Annotated in this window: 20 protein-coding genes and 1 tRNA gene; 10 read left to right on the forward strand and 11 right to left on the reverse strand. The window is 62.4% G+C overall.

Annotated elements, in window-relative coordinates:
- Positions 1-181 precede the first annotated feature (181 nt).
- Positions 182-982, forward strand: a complete 801-nt coding sequence (locus BDK88_RS05115) for a sulfurtransferase (RefSeq protein WP_130499448.1) — start codon at positions 182-184, stop codon at positions 980-982.
- On the opposite strand, the gene BDK88_RS05120 is transcribed toward BDK88_RS05115, so the two are convergent.
- The gene (locus tag BDK88_RS05120; protein WP_130499449.1) at positions 979-2,415 is read right to left on the reverse strand and encodes a dihydrolipoyl dehydrogenase; all 1,437 of its coding nucleotides are present in this window, start codon (positions 2,413-2,415) and stop codon (positions 979-981) included. The genes BDK88_RS05115 and BDK88_RS05120 overlap by 4 nt on opposite strands.
- Positions 2,416-2,492: 77 nt before the next feature.
- Positions 2,493-2,714: a type II toxin-antitoxin system HicB family antitoxin gene (locus BDK88_RS05125; RefSeq protein WP_130499450.1), complete on the reverse strand. Its 222-nt coding sequence runs from the start codon at positions 2,712-2,714 to the stop codon at positions 2,493-2,495.
- 127 nt (positions 2,715-2,841) lie between these two features.
- Here BDK88_RS05125 and BDK88_RS05130 point away from each other — a divergent pair, with 127 nt between their 5' ends.
- Together BDK88_RS05130 and BDK88_RS05135 are read left to right on the forward strand one after the other, a co-directional pair.
- Positions 2,842-4,233, forward strand: a complete 1,392-nt coding sequence (locus BDK88_RS05130) for a signal recognition particle protein Srp54 (protein ID WP_130499451.1) — start codon at positions 2,842-2,844, stop codon at positions 4,231-4,233.
- A gap of 107 nt (positions 4,234-4,340) precedes the next feature.
- Entirely contained in the window at positions 4,341-5,333 is a 993-nt protein-coding gene (locus BDK88_RS05135; RefSeq protein ID WP_130499452.1) for a hypothetical protein, read from the forward strand.
- Here the strand turns inward: BDK88_RS05135 and BDK88_RS05140 are convergent.
- The 3 genes from BDK88_RS05140 to BDK88_RS05150 all read right to left on the reverse strand — a co-directional run bounded on the left by BDK88_RS05140 (position 5,330) and on the right by BDK88_RS05150 (position 7,450).
- Positions 5,330-6,274: a CBS domain-containing protein gene (locus tag BDK88_RS05140; RefSeq protein WP_130499453.1), complete on the reverse strand. Its 945-nt coding sequence runs from the start codon at positions 6,272-6,274 to the stop codon at positions 5,330-5,332. The two genes, BDK88_RS05135 and BDK88_RS05140, sit on opposite strands and share 4 nt — an antisense overlap.
- A 184-nt stretch (positions 6,275-6,458) precedes the next feature.
- Positions 6,459-6,872, reverse strand: a complete 414-nt coding sequence (locus BDK88_RS05145; protein WP_130499454.1) for an RNA-binding domain-containing protein — start codon at positions 6,870-6,872, stop codon at positions 6,459-6,461.
- Entirely contained in the window at positions 6,869-7,450 is a 582-nt protein-coding gene (locus tag BDK88_RS05150) for an AAA family ATPase (RefSeq protein ID WP_130499455.1), read from the reverse strand. The genes BDK88_RS05145 and BDK88_RS05150 overlap by 4 nt, the downstream gene beginning before the upstream one ends.
- Before the next feature lie 130 nt (positions 7,451-7,580).
- Between BDK88_RS05150 and BDK88_RS05155 the strand changes: the two genes are divergently transcribed.
- A tRNA-Arg gene (locus tag BDK88_RS05155) sits at positions 7,581-7,655 on the forward strand.
- Positions 7,656-8,100: 445 nt separating this feature from the next.
- Positions 8,101-8,883, forward strand: coding sequence for a hypothetical protein (locus tag BDK88_RS05160; protein WP_130499456.1), 783 nt, complete (start codon positions 8,101-8,103; stop codon positions 8,881-8,883).
- Between the two features lie 83 nt (positions 8,884-8,966).
- Here BDK88_RS05160 and BDK88_RS05165 read toward each other — a convergent pair whose 3' ends face one another.
- Positions 8,967-9,863 (reverse strand): ZIP family metal transporter, encoded by an 897-nt coding sequence (locus BDK88_RS05165; RefSeq protein ID WP_130499457.1) that lies wholly within the window; start codon positions 9,861-9,863, stop codon positions 8,967-8,969.
- Positions 9,864-10,124: 261 nt separating this feature from the next.
- Between BDK88_RS05165 and BDK88_RS05170 the strand changes: the two genes are divergently transcribed.
- The 4 genes from BDK88_RS05170 to BDK88_RS05185 all read left to right on the forward strand — a co-directional run bounded on the left by BDK88_RS05170 (position 10,125) and on the right by BDK88_RS05185 (position 12,807).
- Entirely contained in the window at positions 10,125-10,790 is a 666-nt protein-coding gene (locus BDK88_RS05170) for a YIP1 family protein (RefSeq protein WP_130499458.1), read from the forward strand.
- Between the two features lie 80 nt (positions 10,791-10,870).
- Positions 10,871-11,479, forward strand: a complete 609-nt coding sequence (locus tag BDK88_RS05175; RefSeq protein WP_130499459.1) for an NAD(P)/FAD-dependent oxidoreductase — start codon at positions 10,871-10,873, stop codon at positions 11,477-11,479.
- A 54-nt stretch (positions 11,480-11,533) separates the two neighbouring features.
- Positions 11,534-12,154, forward strand: coding sequence for a VOC family protein (locus tag BDK88_RS05180; protein ID WP_130499460.1), 621 nt, complete (start codon positions 11,534-11,536; stop codon positions 12,152-12,154).
- Positions 12,151-12,807, forward strand: a complete 657-nt coding sequence (locus tag BDK88_RS05185) for an alpha/beta hydrolase (protein WP_130499461.1) — start codon at positions 12,151-12,153, stop codon at positions 12,805-12,807. The genes BDK88_RS05180 and BDK88_RS05185 overlap by 4 nt, the downstream gene beginning before the upstream one ends.
- Before the next feature lie 28 nt (positions 12,808-12,835).
- Here the strand turns inward: BDK88_RS05185 and BDK88_RS05190 are convergent, their stop codons facing one another.
- The 4 genes from BDK88_RS05190 to BDK88_RS05200 all read right to left on the reverse strand — a co-directional run bounded on the left by BDK88_RS05190 (position 12,836) and on the right by BDK88_RS05200 (position 15,603).
- Positions 12,836-13,252 carry a universal stress protein gene (locus BDK88_RS05190; protein WP_130499462.1) on the reverse strand — a complete coding sequence of 139 codons (417 nt, stop codon included), beginning with the start codon at positions 13,250-13,252 and terminating at the stop codon, positions 12,836-12,838.
- A 157-nt stretch (positions 13,253-13,409) separates the two neighbouring features.
- Positions 13,410-14,504, reverse strand: coding sequence for an aminopeptidase (locus BDK88_RS05195; RefSeq protein WP_130499463.1), 1,095 nt, complete (start codon positions 14,502-14,504; stop codon positions 13,410-13,412).
- 79 nt (positions 14,505-14,583) lie between these two features.
- Positions 14,584-14,730, reverse strand: a complete 147-nt coding sequence (locus BDK88_RS21065) for a DUF7859 family protein (RefSeq protein ID WP_165396910.1) — start codon at positions 14,728-14,730, stop codon at positions 14,584-14,586.
- Between the two features lie 357 nt (positions 14,731-15,087).
- The gene (locus tag BDK88_RS05200) at positions 15,088-15,603 is read right to left on the reverse strand and encodes a metallophosphoesterase (RefSeq protein WP_130499808.1); all 516 of its coding nucleotides are present in this window, start codon (positions 15,601-15,603) and stop codon (positions 15,088-15,090) included.
- A gap of 147 nt (positions 15,604-15,750) precedes the next feature.
- Between BDK88_RS05200 and BDK88_RS05205 the strand changes: the two genes are divergently transcribed.
- Entirely contained in the window at positions 15,751-16,695 is a 945-nt protein-coding gene (locus BDK88_RS05205) for a cation diffusion facilitator family transporter (protein WP_130499464.1), read from the forward strand.
- 15 nt (positions 16,696-16,710) lie between these two features.
- Here BDK88_RS05205 and BDK88_RS05210 read toward each other — a convergent pair whose 3' ends face one another.
- Positions 16,711-17,121: a hypothetical protein gene (locus BDK88_RS05210; RefSeq protein WP_130499465.1), complete on the reverse strand. Its 411-nt coding sequence runs from the start codon at positions 17,119-17,121 to the stop codon at positions 16,711-16,713.
- Positions 17,122-17,176: the final 55 nt, after the last annotated feature.

Consider the following 17,176-nt stretch of genomic DNA (forward strand, 5'->3'; position numbering starts at 1 on the left):
GATTCTGCGGCTCGGTCGGACGGGGCCCGTATTCGGCGGCGTCGCGACACACGCGAGCGCACCGTGCGTGACCGCGATCGAGACCGCCCTCGAGAATAAGCAAGTCTTGCCTCCGTCTCGGTAGCCACTGATCGTCGTGATACCGGTGCGTACTCGGGTCTGCGCCACGTATGGCCGGCTAATGGACGAATCCGTCATCGTGTCCCCCGACTGGCTCGCAGCGCACTTGGACGATCCGACCGTCTGCCTCGTCGACGTCAGAGACGCCTGGGAATACGACGGCATCGGACACTTGCCCGGAGCAGTGACCATCCCGTTCGACAGCTATCGCGACGACAGCGATGTCGACCGAGGCACGTTACCCGGTGACGAGGCCTTCGCCGAGCTGCTCGGCGACGCGGGCATCAGCGAGGACGACACGATCGTCGCCTACGACGACACCCACGGCGTCTTCGCCGCCCGCTTCGTGCTCACCGCCATCGAGTACGGCCACGACGACGTTCGGCTGCTCGACGGCGACTACAGCGCCTGGAACCGCGAGCACGAGACCACCAGTGAGACGCCCGACATCGAGCCGACCGACTACGAGCCCGATCCCCTTGAACCAGGGGAGAGCCCGCTGATCGGCTACGACGCCGTCGAAGCGGCCCTCGAGCGCGACGCTCTCTTCGTCGACACGCGCGAGCAAGACGAGTTCGAGGAGGCGCGTCTGCCGGGTGCCGTGCGCTTCGACTGGCGCGAGGTCATCGATGAGGAGACACGGCGGCTGAAATCCGAGGCCGAACTTGAGGACCTGCTTGCCGCCCGTGGGATCACGCCCGACCGCGAGATCGTCCTCTACTGCAACACCGCCCGTCGGATCAGCCACACCTACGTGGTCCTGACGGCGTTAGGCTACGAGGACGTCCACTTCTACGAGGGGAGCCTGACGGAGTGGCTCGACCACGACGGCGCGGTCGAAAGTGGCTCCGTCGACGACTAACCGCTCACGTCCCGCCAGTCCGGTGCCGTCGAGTAGGTCTCGTCGGACAGTTTGTCGAACGCCGCGTAGACCACTTCGTTCAGCGCGGGGTGGACGTGGACTGTCTCCGCGATGTCGTCGACAGTACCACCGCCGTCTATCGCGACGACCACCTCGTGCAGCAGCGTCGACGCCTGCGGACCGACGATGTGACAGCCCAGAATCTCGCCGTCCGGTCCCGCGATCGCTTTCACGAACCCATCGTCGGCCTCGAGAATCATTCCAAGCGGTGCGGTCCCGTAGGGGACGGTGACGGCCTCGTACTCGCGGCCCTCGTTTACGAGTTCGCCTTCCGTCCAGCCCACACTGGCGACCTGTGGGTCGGTGAAAACCGCATGGGGCATCGCCTCATAGTCGACGGCTCGCTGGCTCTCCTCGAGGACGTTTTCGGTGACGACGCGGGCCTCGTAGTCGGCAGCGTGTTTGAACGGCGGCGCGCCGATCACGTCGCCAAGCGCCCAGATCCCGTCCGCGGTCGTCTTCAGGAACTCGTCGGTCTCGATGGCGGCCGTTTCGTCGGTTTCGACCCCAGTCGCATCGAGGGCGAGCGTGTCAGTGTTCGGTCGCCGCCCAGTCGCCAGCAGGAGCTCGTCGCCCGCGAGTTCGACGGCATCGGTGTCGCTCTCGTCGTCGGTCGGTTCGGCGGTCACGGTGACGCCGCCGTCAGCTTCCGCGACCGCGGTCGCCTCGTAGCCAGTATACACATCGCAGTGTGTCTCGAGCGAGTCGGTCACGGCGGCGCTGACATCGTTGTCTTCGCGGGGAACGAGTCGATCGCTCCGGCCGACGATCGACACGTCGGCATCGAGCGCGCCGAAGAAGTACCCCAGTTCGGCCCCGATGTAGCCGCCGCCGACGATCACCAGCTCGTCGGGTCGGTCGTCGAGAAAGAGCACGTCGTCGCTCGTGCGGTAGTCGACGGTCTCGAGGCCGTCGATCGGGGGCACCACCGGTCGACTGCCGACAGCGATGATGACCGTCTCGCCGCGGATCCGCTCCGTGTCCGCCGCCTCGTCGGTCGGATCGATGTCGATCGTGCGATCGTCGACGAACCGACCCACACCGCGGTAGAGGGTGATGTTGTCGTCGGCTTGGAGGGTTGCGGCCTTGTTCGCGGCCTGCTCGTAGACCGTGTCGTGGATCGCAGCCGTGATCTCACCGTAGTCGACGTCCGTTACCTGTGTGTCGACGCCGACCGCCTCGGCGCTCTGTACCTCCTCGAGGACGTCTGCCCGGTGGATGAGTGCCTTCGAGGGAACACACCCGCGCGTGATACACGCGCCGCCGAGCGGACCGGGTTCGACGACGGCTGTCTCGAGGCCCTGCTGGGTGCCCGCGGTGGCGACCTGACTGCCCGAGCCGCCACCGAGGACGACGATGTCATAGACTTCCATACCGGCACCGTCCACGGACGGCCGCCTAAAACGGGGACCTGCGATTTACACACCACGACTCGGTCGGGATGGCCCCACTACAGCCAGTCGTCGCCCGGATCGTCGGCGGTCGCTTCCGTGTACGACTCGACCGCCGCCGCGAGATTTTCGATGGCTTCCTCGGGGGTCTGTCCCTGACTCGAGACGCCGGTCACCTCGTCATCGGCGATGTGGAGGCCGTGCTCGTTTTGGCGCATGGTCACGTCCGCGTCCGCGAGCGCTTCGTACTCGGAGGGGTCTACGTCTGCGTCGGAACTCATATGCGGGCGTTGTCGCGGTCGGGTGAAATACTCACCGACGCGGTTCGACCTGTTGCTGTGACCAATCCAGCAGTTCGGATCGGCTGTAGAAAAAGCCTTTAACGCCATCGCCCCGTAGACCGAGCAAATGGTACTCGACGATCTCGGGAGTTCTCTGCGGGGCACCTTGGATAAGCTCCGCGGGAAGTCGCGACTCAGCGAAGAAGACATCGAGGAGATCGTCAAGGAGATCCAGCGATCGCTGCTCTCCGCCGACGTCGACGTCTCGCTCGTGATGGAGCTGTCGGACAACATCAAAGAACGCGCCCTCGAGGAAGAACCCCCTGCCGGCACCCCAGCACGGGACTTCGTCCTCCGCATCGTCTACGAGGAACTGGTCGATCTCATCGGTGAGTCGACCGAACTTCCGCTCGAGGAACAGACGATCCTGCTGGCGGGGCTGCAGGGGTCGGGGAAGACGACCTCCGCCGCGAAGATGGCCTGGTGGTTCTCGACGAAGGGGCTGCGCCCGGCCGTTATTCAGACGGACACGTTCCGGCCCGGTGCCTACCAGCAGGCCGAGGAGATGGCCGGCCGTGCCGAAGTCGACTTCTACGGCAATCCGGACAACGACGATCCCGTCGAGATCGCCCGGAAAGGCCTGGAAAAGACCAGCGACGCCGATGTCCACATCGTGGACACCGCGGGTCGCCACGCGCTCGAAGACGACCTGATCGACGAGATCGAGGACATCGAGGACGTCGTCGAACCCGACACCTCCTTGCTCGTCTTAGACGCTGCGATCGGGCAGGGTGCGAAAGATCAAGCCCAGCAGTTCGACGAGTCGATCGGGATCGACGGCGTCGTCATCACCAAACTCGACGGGACGGCAAAAGGTGGCGGTGCGCTGACGGCGGTCGATCAGACCGACTCCTCGATCGCCTTCCTCGGGACCGGTGAGGAAGTCCAGGACATCGAGCGCTTCGAGCCCGATGGCTTCATCTCGCGGTTGCTCGGGATGGGCGATCTCAGCCAGCTCGCCGAACGCGTCGAGCGCGCGATGGAGCAGACCGAGATCGAGGAAGACGACTGGGACCCCGAAGACATGTTGCAGGGCTCGTTCACCTTAAACGACATGCAAAAGCAGATGGAGGCGATGAACAACATGGGGCCGCTTGACCAGGTGATGGACATGATCCCCGGCTTCGGCGGCGGGATCAAAGATCAGTTGCCCGACGATGCGATGGACGTCACACAACAGCGGATGCGTACGTTCAGCGTCATCATGGACTCGATGACCGAGGCCGAAAAGGAGTATCCCAAGGCCATCGGTGCGAGCCAGATCGAACGCATCGCCCGCGGCTCGGGCACCAGCGAGGAGCAGGTCCGGGAACTACTCGAGCAGTACAAGATGATGGAAAAGACCATCAAGCAGTTCCAGGGCATGGGCTCCGACAAGGAGATGCAGCGCATGATGCAACAGATGCAACAGCAAGGCGGCGGTGGCGGTGGCGGCATGGGCGGTATGGGGCCGTTCTAAACCGTCCCCTTTTTCGCTATCGAACAGTCAACTCGAGGTCGATACCGACACGGCTCGAGTCCGGTGTCATCACGTTAATATCGCTCTAGACGAACCGGTCCGTAGAAATGAATCGTCGGCAGTATCTCGCCCGCACCGGCGCGGCCAGTGTGAGCACAGGGCTCTTCGCGTCGGTCGCAGGCTGTCTCGGTGGCCTTCCCGGCTCGTCGAACGACAGCGATGTGACGGTCAGCGATCGGACGGGGCAGCGTGCGCTCGACCGCGCCGCGGGCAGTCTGAACACGGCCGCACAGTCACTAACCGACCTCCAGGATCTCGAGAACCCCGAGGGGGTCGACTTCGATCCGACCGAGCCGCGAACGCATATCGAGACAGCCCGCGGCCACCTCGAGACGGCCGCGGCCGAACTGGGCAACGACCGGGCCGCTGACCTGGCGACCCTTCGCTCGTACGCGGACGTCCTCGAGGGACTCGTGGCTGTGACCGTCACCGTCACCGATGACACGCTCGCCGACGACATCGACGCCGTCAACGCGGCACTCGTGGGATCGGGCGATCTCGAGGCGGCAAACGAGATCGTTGACGCCCGCTACGAGAAGATCGCCGGTGCGCGTGACCGTCACGCCGAGGCGACCGCGACGATCGCGGCTATCGACGGCGACCGACTCGACGAATTGGCGGGGATCGATCTCGCCGCCCTCGAAGACGGCGCAGCCACGCTCGGTGAGGTGGTGACGGCACTGGAGACGCTCGCCGGCTCCTACGACGCGACGCTGGACGCCGATGATGGGTATGGCGCGCTCGAGCGCGGGCAATCGCACGTCGACAGCGGCGAGTACGAGGCCGCACAGGGCGAGTTCGAGACCGCCGCAGCGACGTTTGCGACAGCCCTCGACCGGCTCGAGTCCGGCCGGACCGACGCTCCCGACGGGCTCGACGACTATTTCGAGACGGCCAGCTGTCAGAACCAACACCTCACCGACGCGGCCACGGCGTTTGCGGACGGGGCGGCCGCCGCGGCAAACGGTGACCCGACCGCCAGAACCCACCAGTCCACGGGTGAAGCCGAACTCGAGACAGTCCAGAACTGTCCCGACTAGTCGGATGAGCCTGTCGCCGGCGCGTCGCGTTCGTGGGTCGCCATCGGCGGCAGCTCGTCGATCAGGACGACGGCGCTCCCGTCCAGCACCGTCGTCTCGTTGCCGTCTACCACAGTGGTCTCGATCCGGTATTTCGACCGGCCGAGATCCTCAACGACCTCGCAGACGGCAGTGGCACGGTCCCCGATCGAAAGCGGTTCGCGGAAGCTACTCTCCTGTGAGAGATAGATCGTCAGTCCCGGCAGCCGGGCGAGCGCCGCGCTGATCAGCCCGTTCGCGAGGACGCCGTGGACGATTCGTTCGCCAAACCGAGTCTCGGCAGCGTAGGCCGCCTCGAGGTGGAGCCGATTGGTGTCGCCGGTCACGTCCGCGAACGCCTCGACATCGTCGTCGTCGATCGACTTCGAGAACTGTGCGACATCGCCGACCGAGACGGTCGATTCGTCTGCACTGTGGTACTCGAACGCCCAGTCGTCGCGCTCGTATTTCGTGTCCGTCCTGACCTGTCGGCGCGTCGGCGCAGCCTCGAGTCGACTTGGCCCGTGGGCCAGGTGTGGCACGTAGTAGGAGAGTTCCGTCGTCGTGATGATTCCCTCGAGTGCGCCGTTGGCATCGGCAGCGTCGACGACCGGCAGGTGTTCGATGTGCGACGACTGCAACAACTCGACGGCGTCGACGATGGATGCAGTCGACTCGACCGTCGTCAGCGGTGTCGACATGACCGCCGACAGGTCGACGTGGCCGAGATCCTGTCGTTCACACAACTGTGTCGCGAAGTCGCCTTCCGTGACGATCCCCACGGGCTCACTGGCGCGAGCCACGATCACCGAACTGACGCCCTCATCGCGTAACAGCGTCGCTGCATCGGTCGCAGTCGCATCCGGCGGCGCGGTGACGACGTCTTCGATCATGATCTCGGCGACCGGTATCGTGTCGTGCATTTGACGACAGTACGTCACCGACCCCTATCAGTCATTGTGGCCCCGTTCTGTCGTATCGTGCAGGCTGACAGTCACGACACTGTACGTGGCGACGCAGCATCGATTCAGACGGCTCGAGCAGGTCAGCGCCGGAGCTGCCCGAACAGCCGTGTGAGTGTGCGGTAAACAGTTACAGCAGACCGTCTCAGGCGTCGACCGGCCGACCGTCTTCGGTCGGCGGCGCGATATGGTCGATATACTCCTCGATGCTCGGCTCGTCGACCCGGACGCGAACGGCGATCTCGCCGAGTTCATCGGGTTCGCCGACCGAGAAGTTGACGTGGTCCTCGAAGGCAGCCTGCTTTTTCAGTGCGAAGGAGAAGCTATCGCCGTCACGATTAGAAAAGAATTCGCCGCGGGCGGTATCGAGGATCTCCTGGCGGTGGAGCAACTCCGAGAAGTGGTCCATCGCGTGGGCCTCGCCGCGAACCTCGCCGAACTCCGCTTCAATGTCGGCGTTCGGAAAGATATTCGCGACGGCATCGATCACGCGACTCGTAACCTCCGTGTCGTAGACCGGTGCCGTCACCTCGACGTCGACGCGGTAAATCTCGCTCATGGGTCTGCTTCGGCCTCCGCATGTTTCTCGTCGTCGGTTCCGCGGATGATCGACCGAATTTGGTCGTGGAACGCCTCGAGCGAGTCGGTATTTTCGACGACGATATCGGCGCGATCCATCGCGTCGTCCATCCCGAAGCCGCGCTCGCGCTCGTCGCGGGTGGCCAGGTCCTCGCCACCTTCGGCGGCGCTTGCATCCCGGCCGCGGTCGTCGATCCGCTCGGCCCGAACCTCGAAGGGGGCCTCGATGCTGACCAGCGTGAACGCGTCGCCGAACGCGTCCTCGAAGACGTCGACCTCGACACCCGAGCGGATGCCGTCGACCAGCACCGTCTCGTGATTCTCGAGGCGGTCCTCGATCATCGGCAGCGATCGCTCGGCGATCGCCGTCGGGCCGTTTTCCTCGCGCAGCGCCTGTGCGACCGTCCCGTGGTCTTTCGCGGGATCGAGCCCGCGGTCGGCCGTCTCCTGGCGGACGACATCGCCCATCGTCACCACCGGGATTCCGTCCTCGCGTGCGACGGTGGCAGCCTCGCCCTTGCCGCTACCGGGCAGTCCCACCGTTCCGATGACGTGCATCGAGAAACCGTACCGGCGAGACGTGCATAAACGCTGTGTTCGTTACTCGAGTTGTGTCGGTTCCCGGTACTGGCCCGCAGAAATCGGAATCCCAACCGCTTATACTGTTCCGTCGTGGATTTTGACTCGAGGGCACGTAGCTCAGTCCGGAAAGAGCGTCGGACTTCTAATCCGACGGTCGTGGGTTCAAATCCCATCGTGCCCGCTGTTCTGCGAGGAACGGACGTGACGAGCGAACAGCGAACTGAGATGGATTTGAACCAGACGGCGGCGAGCGACAGCGAGCCGACGGCGTGGTTCAAATCCCATCGATCCTATTACGGCTGAAGTCCGTCAACTTCGAGAATTTCTCGACGATCGCTGCAGAGGCCCTCGAAGGCCGGTCGGCACCGCGATCGCACCGCGACACCGGCGGAGTCATTTCGCGCTTCGCGCGAAAACCCCTTGGCAGGTGTCGCCACGGCGACAGCACCAAAAATTTCAGTGCTCTACCCCACCTCGGCACAGCCGATCTCCAGTTGAAGCATATGAAACGGTGGTTCGATAATGTTTAAGTTAATCCTATATGAATATAAAATCAGTTGTATGATTTGTACCTTATTTGAATTATTATGAGAAGTTTTACTAATATACGGCATTCAGATAACAATATGGGAGACGATCGTAGCAGAATCAAAAAGTTTCTTTCAGGACAAAGGCCCGCTCGAGACGCACTTATAATTGGTGCTGGCGTGGGTATCTTAATCTCAACTGGAGTTATTGTACTGTATACCAAATCACCTCTTCAAGGTGATGCGCGTCTAACAGTTGCTCAAATATGGACAAACGTCATAACATCATCTATATTAATAACTGTTTATTCTGCTCTTGTACTCTATTACCGGAAACAGACTAAGATAATGTCTGAGCAATCTAGCTATAGTTCGGACATGAAAGATCTTGAAGAAACACAAACCGAGATCTTAGAGAGACAAAATAAGTTAGCTCAAGTACAATATAAACCGATCATATCGATTGATAGAGTTGACGTAAAAGACACTACACTATATCTAACTCTATCGAATAGAGGTAGTGGAATAGCTAATGATCTTCGAATTAAAACATGTATTGAGACTTTAGACAGTAATCAAGAAATAGAGAACGAAACAGTATCTCTTACTCGTGCATACGAGAACCATAGGAAAAATTACCTATCTGGGGGTGAAGAAGAGGTTGCTTTTGAATGTGTACCGCAAGCACAATTCTTTGATGAAGATGGGACTGGTAAGATCGAACGGGATATAAATTCTGTTTTACATAATATCAATGGTACCGATGTCTCAGTGAAAATATTGTTAGAATACGAGACTGTATTGGAGGAGTCGAAGAGGAAAACAGTCAGATCAAGGTGGAAAACCATCACTGATGAATTAGAATTAAAAGATCTAGTATAATTCATCTCTGGTGTTGCATTTCTTGTCGAGTGCTACTTTGCTTTGATTGAATCTCTGTCCCCTCCTTAAGCAGCGCAGACGAGTTACAGCGTTACCAGCGGCAGCATCGCGAGGACTCCGACGCCGAAGCCGGCGGCCAGCTCTCGGTAGCCGTGATTCGGCAGGTCCGAACCGGTCTCAATCGCTTCGGGGATGAACTCGGTGGCGACGAGATAGACCATCGCGCCAGCGGCGAAGCCGAAGCCGAACGGAAGGAACGACTGCGCCCACGAGACGAACGCGTAGGCGATGACGGCACCGATCGGCTGTGGGAGGCTCGAGAAGACTGCTGCGCCGACCATCCGCCAGTTCGAGAGCCCCATCGCTCGCATCGGGATGGCAATGGCGGTCCCTTCCGGGATGTTGTGGATCGAGATCGCGATCGTCATGAACACGGCGAGGATCGGGATCGAGAACCCGAGGAGCGACAGCCCGCCGTCCATGCCGAGTTCGGCGAACGAGACGCCGACGGCGACACCTTCCGGGAAACTGTGAATCGTGAGGATACCGAGGATGAGCAGGAGGGTTTTCGGGTTCCCCTCGGCGACCGCTTTTGCCTCCAGCGCGTGATCGTCGTGGGCGTGACCGCCATCGGTCTGTACCGTCTCCGTGTCGTCGATGACGGCCGGCTCGTCGTGGTCGTGTTCGACGTCGTCGCCAATGTCGACGCGGTCAAGCACCCGGTCGCCGACTTCAACCAGCACAACGCCGGCGAGCAGGCCACTGACCATCATCGTGGGGAAGCCACCCGACGCGGACGCCAGCCCCTCGTCGATAAGGCCGAACACTGACACCGTGACCATGATGCCCGATGCGATCCCCCAGAGGCCAACGTTCCATCGGTCGCTAAAGTCGTCGATAAAGAAAAACGGCAGCGCACCGATCCCCGTGGCTATCGCGGTGATCAGCCCCGCGACGAACACTAGTATCACGTTCTCCATCCGTATACTACCCTTAACGTCCTGCCCTAAAAGGGCTTTCAGAATCGGAAAATAATGTTTTTGGCAGCCTAAAAATCTGCGCTGACTGCAAAGGATTGTTTTTGCACACCTAAAACACCTCTAGCGTAGCCGTCTCACATCGACTTGGGGTATCTACATCGGAGGGGAGAACGGCCGCTGAGACACTCGTCTACTGACTTTTCGCCTGTGTCCGTCTGCTCGAGCACCACCCCTCAATATTCAAGCCACCAACACGAGCGTATGGACAGTCGCCTGTGGCAGCTCCTCGTCGATCCGGCGGCGTTTTTCGACGCCGAAATGCCGCCGCTCTCGCAGTCGGTCGGCGTGCTCATCGCGACCGGAGCGATGTGTCTGGGGGTGATCCCACCGGTGCTTTCGCTGCTCGAGTCGCCAGTGATCCCCGACGAGGTCGTCTTCGATGCGTTTCCGCCAATCCGATATGTCGTGTCCGGTTGGGAAGTGTCCATCCCGGGACTCGTGGCGATTCTCCTTGTGTCGGTGCTCGCGGTGCCGCTGGTCGCCTGGATCGCGTTTGCGACACTGTTTTACCTGCTGTCGTGGCCGATCGCGAGCGAATCCGGCGTCGACCGAACGGTGAGTCTCGTCGCCTGGGGGTTCGTTCCCCAGCTTTTCGCAAACGGCGTCACACTCGCGGCGCTGTTGGCTGCGTTTCCGGCGATGCCGACCGAGAGCTGGCGGATCGGGGTCACGGTCCCGGCACGGCTCTACGCGTTGCCGCCCGCGTTCGAGCCGCTGTTCGCTGCGGCGACCGTCGTCGGCGTGGGCTGTACGCTCTGGTCGGGCTATCTGTGGGCCCACGCGATCGCCGCGGCGCGTGGCCTGACGCTTCGACAGGGGCTCGCCGTCGTCGCCGGGCCGACGATACTCGTCGTCGGCCCGATCTGAGCCACTAACATCGGTGTTACGTGGTTGCTTCGGGGTCGCTGCTAGATTGATACGTCTGCAGTAACATTGTGTAACTACAGATGAGCGACGAGACCACTCCGGACGACGTATCGGTGATCGTTATCGGCGGCGGCCCCGCCGGACTGAGTGCGGCCCTCTTTACGGCGAAAAACGGCCTCGAGACGACGGTGTTCGACACCGACGAGACGTGGATGCACAAGGCCCACCTGTTCAACTACCTCGGCATCGGCTCGGTCGGCGGCAGCGAGTTCATGGCGACGGCCCGCCAGCAGGTCGACGACTTCGGCGTCGACCGCCGGCAGGACGAGGCAGTGACCGCGGTCAACGAGTCCGACGACGGATTTAGCGTCGAAACTGAGGACGGTGAATACGAAGCCGATTTCGTCGTGCTCGCGACCGGCGCGAACCGCGATCTCGCCGACGACCTTGGCTGTGCGTTCGCCGATGACGACACCGTCGACGTCGGCGTCGACATGGAGACGAGCGTCGAGGGCGTCTATGCGACCGGCGCGATGGTTCGCCCCGAGGAGTGGCAGGCCGCTATCTCCGTGGGCGACGGTGCCGCCGCGGCACTCAACATTCTCTCGACGGTGAAGGGCGAACACTATCACGACTTCGACGTCCCTGCCGATGCCGAGCGCGTCTTCGGCGAACACGTCGCGGAGTAACCGCGACGACAGCCGACTCGTACCGATCGAACCGACTCACACAACGTACCCACTATGTCTCACGACGAACCCACGCCAGTCACGCACGAACTGCCCGACAGCCCCGTCCACACGTCGGGGACCGACCACATCACCATCTGGGGATCCAACGAGGAAGACACGATCGAGTTCTACCAGGACTTACTCGGGATGCCGCTGGTGTTGCGCCAGCCGAACCTCGACGATCCCTCACAAACCCACCTGTTCTTCGATACTGGTGACGGCCGCATTCTGACCTTCTTCGTCAGCGACGACCGCCCGTCTGCCCGCGGCCAGCGCGCCGGCGTCGGCGCAGTGCATCATCTCTGTTTCAGTATTGACCCCGACGAGTACGAGGACACGATGCAGGCCCTCGAGGACGCCGGCCACGGCTACAACGTCTTCGACCGGGGCATCTTCCACTCGATCTACACCCGCGACAACAACGGTCTCGTGATTGAACTCTCGACTGACAAATACGAGGTTCCGGACGACCGTCGCGGCGAAGTGCTGGCCAAAGCTCAGGAACTTCGCGAGGACGACGGGGCCGACTTCGCCAAAGACGAACACCTCCGCGGCGCGATCGGGGCCGTCGGACTCGAGGTCGTCGAACACGACCTGCCCGATGCCAGCGCCGGCGTCGGAGGTCTCGAATGAGCGCCGGCGAGCGCGTCGACGGCCCCCATCAGGGCCAGCAACTCGTTACTGGCGGGACCGCTCTCGAAGACGCCGAGGCAGCGCTCGTCTGCACCCACGGTCGCGGGGCGACCGCCCGCGGGATGCTCCAGTTGGCCGTCGAAGTCGGTCAGGACGGGATCGCAACCCTCGCGCCGCAGGCAGCCCGGCAGACGTGGTACCCCAACTCGTTTCTCGCTCCGGTTGAGCGCAACGAGCCCGGCCGCAGATCGGGCTTGCAGGCGATCAGCGACGCGATCGACGAGGCTGCCGACGCGGGCATTCCGACCGAGCGGGTCGTGCTGATCGGCTTCTCGCAGGGTGCCTGTCTCGCCAGCGAATACCTCGCGCGCAACCCGCGCCGATATGGCGGCTTGGCCGCGCTCAGTGGGGGCCTCATCGGCGAAACACTGGACGACGAGTATCCCGGCGATCTCGAGGGGACGCCGGTCTTTCTGGGCTGTAGCGACGTCGACCCACACATTCCCGAAGAACGAGTCCGTGAGACGGCTGCCGTCTTCGAGTCGATGGATGCCGACGTGACGAAACGCCTCTACGAGGGGATGGGCCACGGCATCAACGAAGACGAACTCGCGGCCGTCTCAGAACTGGTTGCGGCCCTCACCGACGATTGATTGCGACCGCGCTCGAGATTCAGGGCAGTCAGCGGAAGACGGTCACCGGGACGGGTGCACGGCGGACGATCTTCTCTGCGACGCTGCCAAGCAGGACCCGCGAGAGCCCGGACCGGCCGTGACTGCCGATGATGATGTGGTCGATGTCGTTGTCCTCCGCAAAGCGGACGACCTCGCGTGCGGGCTTGCCGACGGCAGTTTCGGTCCGAAAGTCGATGTCCGGGTCACTGACGATTTCTCGGATCTCTTCTGGCAGTTCCTCGGAGACTTCCTCCTCGCGGTCCCGGAACATCTCCTGTGCGGCCATGATCCCGGCTCCCGTCGAGCCATCTGCCGCTTCGATGACGCGCAGCAGGACGATCTCCTCGTCGGGATACGTGGTAAACGCGTGTTCGACTGCCTTCTGTGCGGGTTCGGAGCCGTCGTACGCGACGAGTATTGCCATACCTGTGATCGGTGTTTCAGGACCATAAACCCGCCCGCTGGTAACCAATCGGTTTCGCGGCTCACGCCGTTCGTGAAAGTAGTTTGATGGAACACCCTCGAGAACCGAGCGCGCCGCGTCTCGCGGTTCTCGCTTACGTCGTTCGCTCCGAACCGCGCTACTCCTCGAACCCGTCTTCGAATCGGAACGTCCCGTCACGCTGGACGACCTCGCCGTCGACTTCGATGAACGAATCCTCGCTCATGTCGACGATCATGTCGACGTGGACCGCCGACTCGTTCTGTTCGTTGTCCTCGCCGACGGTGTCGTCGTAGGCCCGACCGACGGCCATGTGGACGGTGTCGCCCATTTTCTCGTCGAAGAGCATGTTGTAGGTGAACTGGTCGATGTCGCGATTCATGCCGATGCCCAGTTCTCCGAGTCGGCGCGCGCCGTCGTCGGTATTGAGGACTTCCGTCAGGACGTCCTCGTTTTTCGCCGCCGAATGGTCGACGACCTCGCCGCCCTCGAACTCGAGATAGACGTCCGTGATCTCGCGACCCTGATGATACAGCGGCATGTCGAACAGGACCTCACCTTCGACGCTGTCGGGTTTGGGTGCAGTAAAGACCTCGCCACCGGGAAGGTTGTGTTCGCCGTGGTCGTTCAGCGTCGGATTGCCGTCGACGGACATGGTCACGTCGGTCGTGTCGCCGCTTTTGATGCGGACCTCGTCGGCGGGGTCCATGATCTCGACCATGTGTTCCTGATGCTCGCGCTGGGCCTCCCAGTCTTTGTTGACGGCGTCCCAGACGAAGTTCTCGTAGCCTTCGGTGCTCATCTCTGCGAGCTGGGCGTTGGCGGGCGCGGGGAACTGGGTGAGACACCAGCGTTTTGAGAGCCGTTCGTTCAAGATGGGCCGGTGGGCCTGCTGGTAGGCGGCGCTGATCTCGGGGTCGACGTCGCTTGTCTGGGTGACGTTGTCGCTGGCCCGGATCGCGATGTAGACGTCGCTGTTTTCGACGAGCGCGCGTTCGTGCTCGGGCGTCTCGAACTCGCCGTCGGACGCCCGCAGGAAGGCCCGCTGACTTCGCTTGCCGGTTCGCTGACTCGTCGTCACGGGGTTTGCCCCCTGATCGCCGATCACTTCGTGAAGCGCGACGACCAGGTCCTCGGCGACCGGATGGGCGTCGATGATAACGTTGTCACCCTCCTCCAGATCGACCGAGTGGTTGGCAATGATCTCGGCGTGTTCCCGAATGCGTGGATCCATGTCCCGGTATTAGAAGGGGAGGGAAAAAACGGTTCGTGATGCGGAGCGTCGCCGACATGAGGCGTCCGCCCTGCTGTCGTCAGCGCTCGCCGCGCATCCCATCGCGGAACTCGAGGACGGTTCGTCGCAAGAGCAGATATCCAAAGAAGACCAGCGACAGCAAAATGGCGACGACCGCGATGATGACGGGGTCGTCGGGGAGAAGGCCAATGATGGTATCCAGCATACGCGGCCGCTACACTGTCACTGTGGTTAACCGTTTCGACCTCGATCGGTTGTATGCGTACCCGTACCGCTGTAACTAAAATCGGAATTTCAGCTTGCGCCGACTATAACGTGGCGTGTCCCGTTCGTCTACGTAGGCCTCGAGTCGGCTGGCACGCCCACCGTGGCAACCTCGCACTCGAGGCCTGTCGCCCTCCCTGCGACACACCGGCCGTGCGACGGCTGCCTGCCCCCCAGATTCGTCGTGACGGCCGGCACCCTCTGACATCGCCCCCGCGTCACTCCCCGCTGGCGTCGTCCTCCAGTCCGAATCGCGTGCCGTCATGTTCGCGTTCGCCGTCCGTTTCTGTGTCTCGCGTCACGCCGGCCGAACCTCGAACGACTCGATCGGTGTTCCGTCCGGCCGTTGGATCGTCCCGTCGAGCCCGCCGTCGTCGCCGTCCTTGAGGACGGCAAACCCTGGCCGATTTCCGCGCGGATCGGCGTGGCTGCCCGGGTTGAGCAAGGTGACGTCGTCGGTCTCGACGACTGTCGGTCGATGGCTGTGTCCGAAGACGACGAGGTCGGCACCGCGCGAGCGGCCGAACATCGCGAGTCCGGTCTCGCCGCCGTCCTGTCGGTGGGTGACGGCGATTCGGATGCCATTTGCCTCGACAACACGGGCCGTCGGCAGTCGATCTCGTACTGCAGCGCTGTCGGCGTTTCCGTGGACCGCAAAGAAACGGTCACACTCCGCTTGAAACGCCTCGAGTGCTGCTTCGCTTGTGAAATCGCCTGCGTGAACGACGACGTCAGCCTCGCAGGCGGCGGTCAGCGCTTCGCCCTCGAGTTCGTGGCCCTGTGGACTGTGCGTGTCCGAGAAGATCGCGATCATGGTCGCAGTTGGCCCGGCAGTGACAGGTTCCTTTCGGATATGGTCGCCGCCCATCGTCGACTGTGGTCACACTCGAGAATTCTGGCCTGCCGAAGGCAGTTCTAGCGCGGCTTATACTTTTAGGGGACCCGTTCGTAATCATCGCTGATGGCCAGTAGTACCTCCGTCGTCCTCGCCGCGCTGTTCGCAAACGGTGCGATCGCGGCGCTGAAGTTCGGCGGCTTTCTGCTCACGGGGAGTCCCGCCATGCTGTCGGAGACGTATCACTCGATTTCGGACACGGGCAATCAGGTCTTCCTGCTGATCGGAATCAAATACGGCGCACAGGAAGCCACCCGTAGCCACCCGTTCGGCCACGGCAAGGCGCAGTTCTTCTACAGCTTACTCGTCAGCGTCATGCTCTTTGGCATCGCCGGCTGGGAGAGCGCACGCCACGGGATCAGCGCGTTGCGAGCGGGTGGCGTCCACCGGGCCAGCGAGAACGTCACGCTACTCGGGCAGACGTTCGATCCGGTCTACGTCAACTACGCCGTGTTACTTGGGGCGATCGCCTTTGAGTCCTACGCGCTCTGGAAGGCCTATCAGGGCATCAGCCGCCAGATGGACAAGTACGGCTGGACGACCTTCCGCGAAGCGTTTCGCAAGACCAGCGACGTGACGACGCTGACCGCGCTCACCGAGGACACCATCGCGCTCTCGGGTGCAGGGATCGCCCTCTTCGGCATTTATCTCACGCGAGTCACCGAAAACCCGATGTACGACGCCGGCGCGGCGCTCATTATCGGGATCATGCTCATGGGCTTTGCCGTCGCGCTCGCCTGGGAGAACAAGCGGCTCATCCTCGGCGAAAGCCTGCCAAAAGCCGACGAGGACGAACTGCGGGCGATCGTCAGAGAGTGGGACGGCGTCACCGACCTCGTCGACTTCCGGACGGTCTACTTCGGGGCCGAGGAACTGCTCGTCACCGCCGATGTCGCCTTCGAGCCCGACCTTGACGCCGAGACGATCGACGACCGCATTACCGACCTCGAGAGTGCCCTGAAAGCCCACGACGACCAGATCCAGCGCGTCTACATCGAACCCGAAGCGTAGCGATGCCCGCGCTACCTAGTCGCCGGTTTCCTCGTTCCGATCGTCGTAGACGGCGACCACCGTCGATCCCGGCGGCCGGTCGTTTAGCACTGCCGTGACCGTCGTTTCCTCGAGATCCACTGTCGAGTGAAGTCGCTGCCGCCCGGCTCCGGTTTCGACGGCGACCGCGACGTCTGTCGGACTCGCACCGGGTGGCAGCGCCGTCGGATCGTAATCGAGTGTGATCCGGATCGCCTCGATCGCTCGAAGTTCGTCGCATGCGACGAGGTCGACGGGCGCACTCAGCGCAGCCGCCGGCACCTCGCTGTCGCTTCCGGCGAGCCCAAACGCCTCCGGGACCACGGTCGCCACGACAGCGACGCGGGCACCCACCTGCTCGAGGCTGTATTCCGCGACGGTACTGGCATCGTATCCAGGGATTGCCATACCGGAGGCAGCGTCTCGAGATATATGGCCCTAGACCGCGCGGTTGCCGGCCGGT

The sequence above is a fragment of the Natrinema hispanicum genome, from assembly GCF_004217335.1.
In the GTDB taxonomy this organism is placed as follows: domain Archaea; phylum Halobacteriota; class Halobacteria; order Halobacteriales; family Natrialbaceae; genus Natrinema; species Natrinema hispanicum.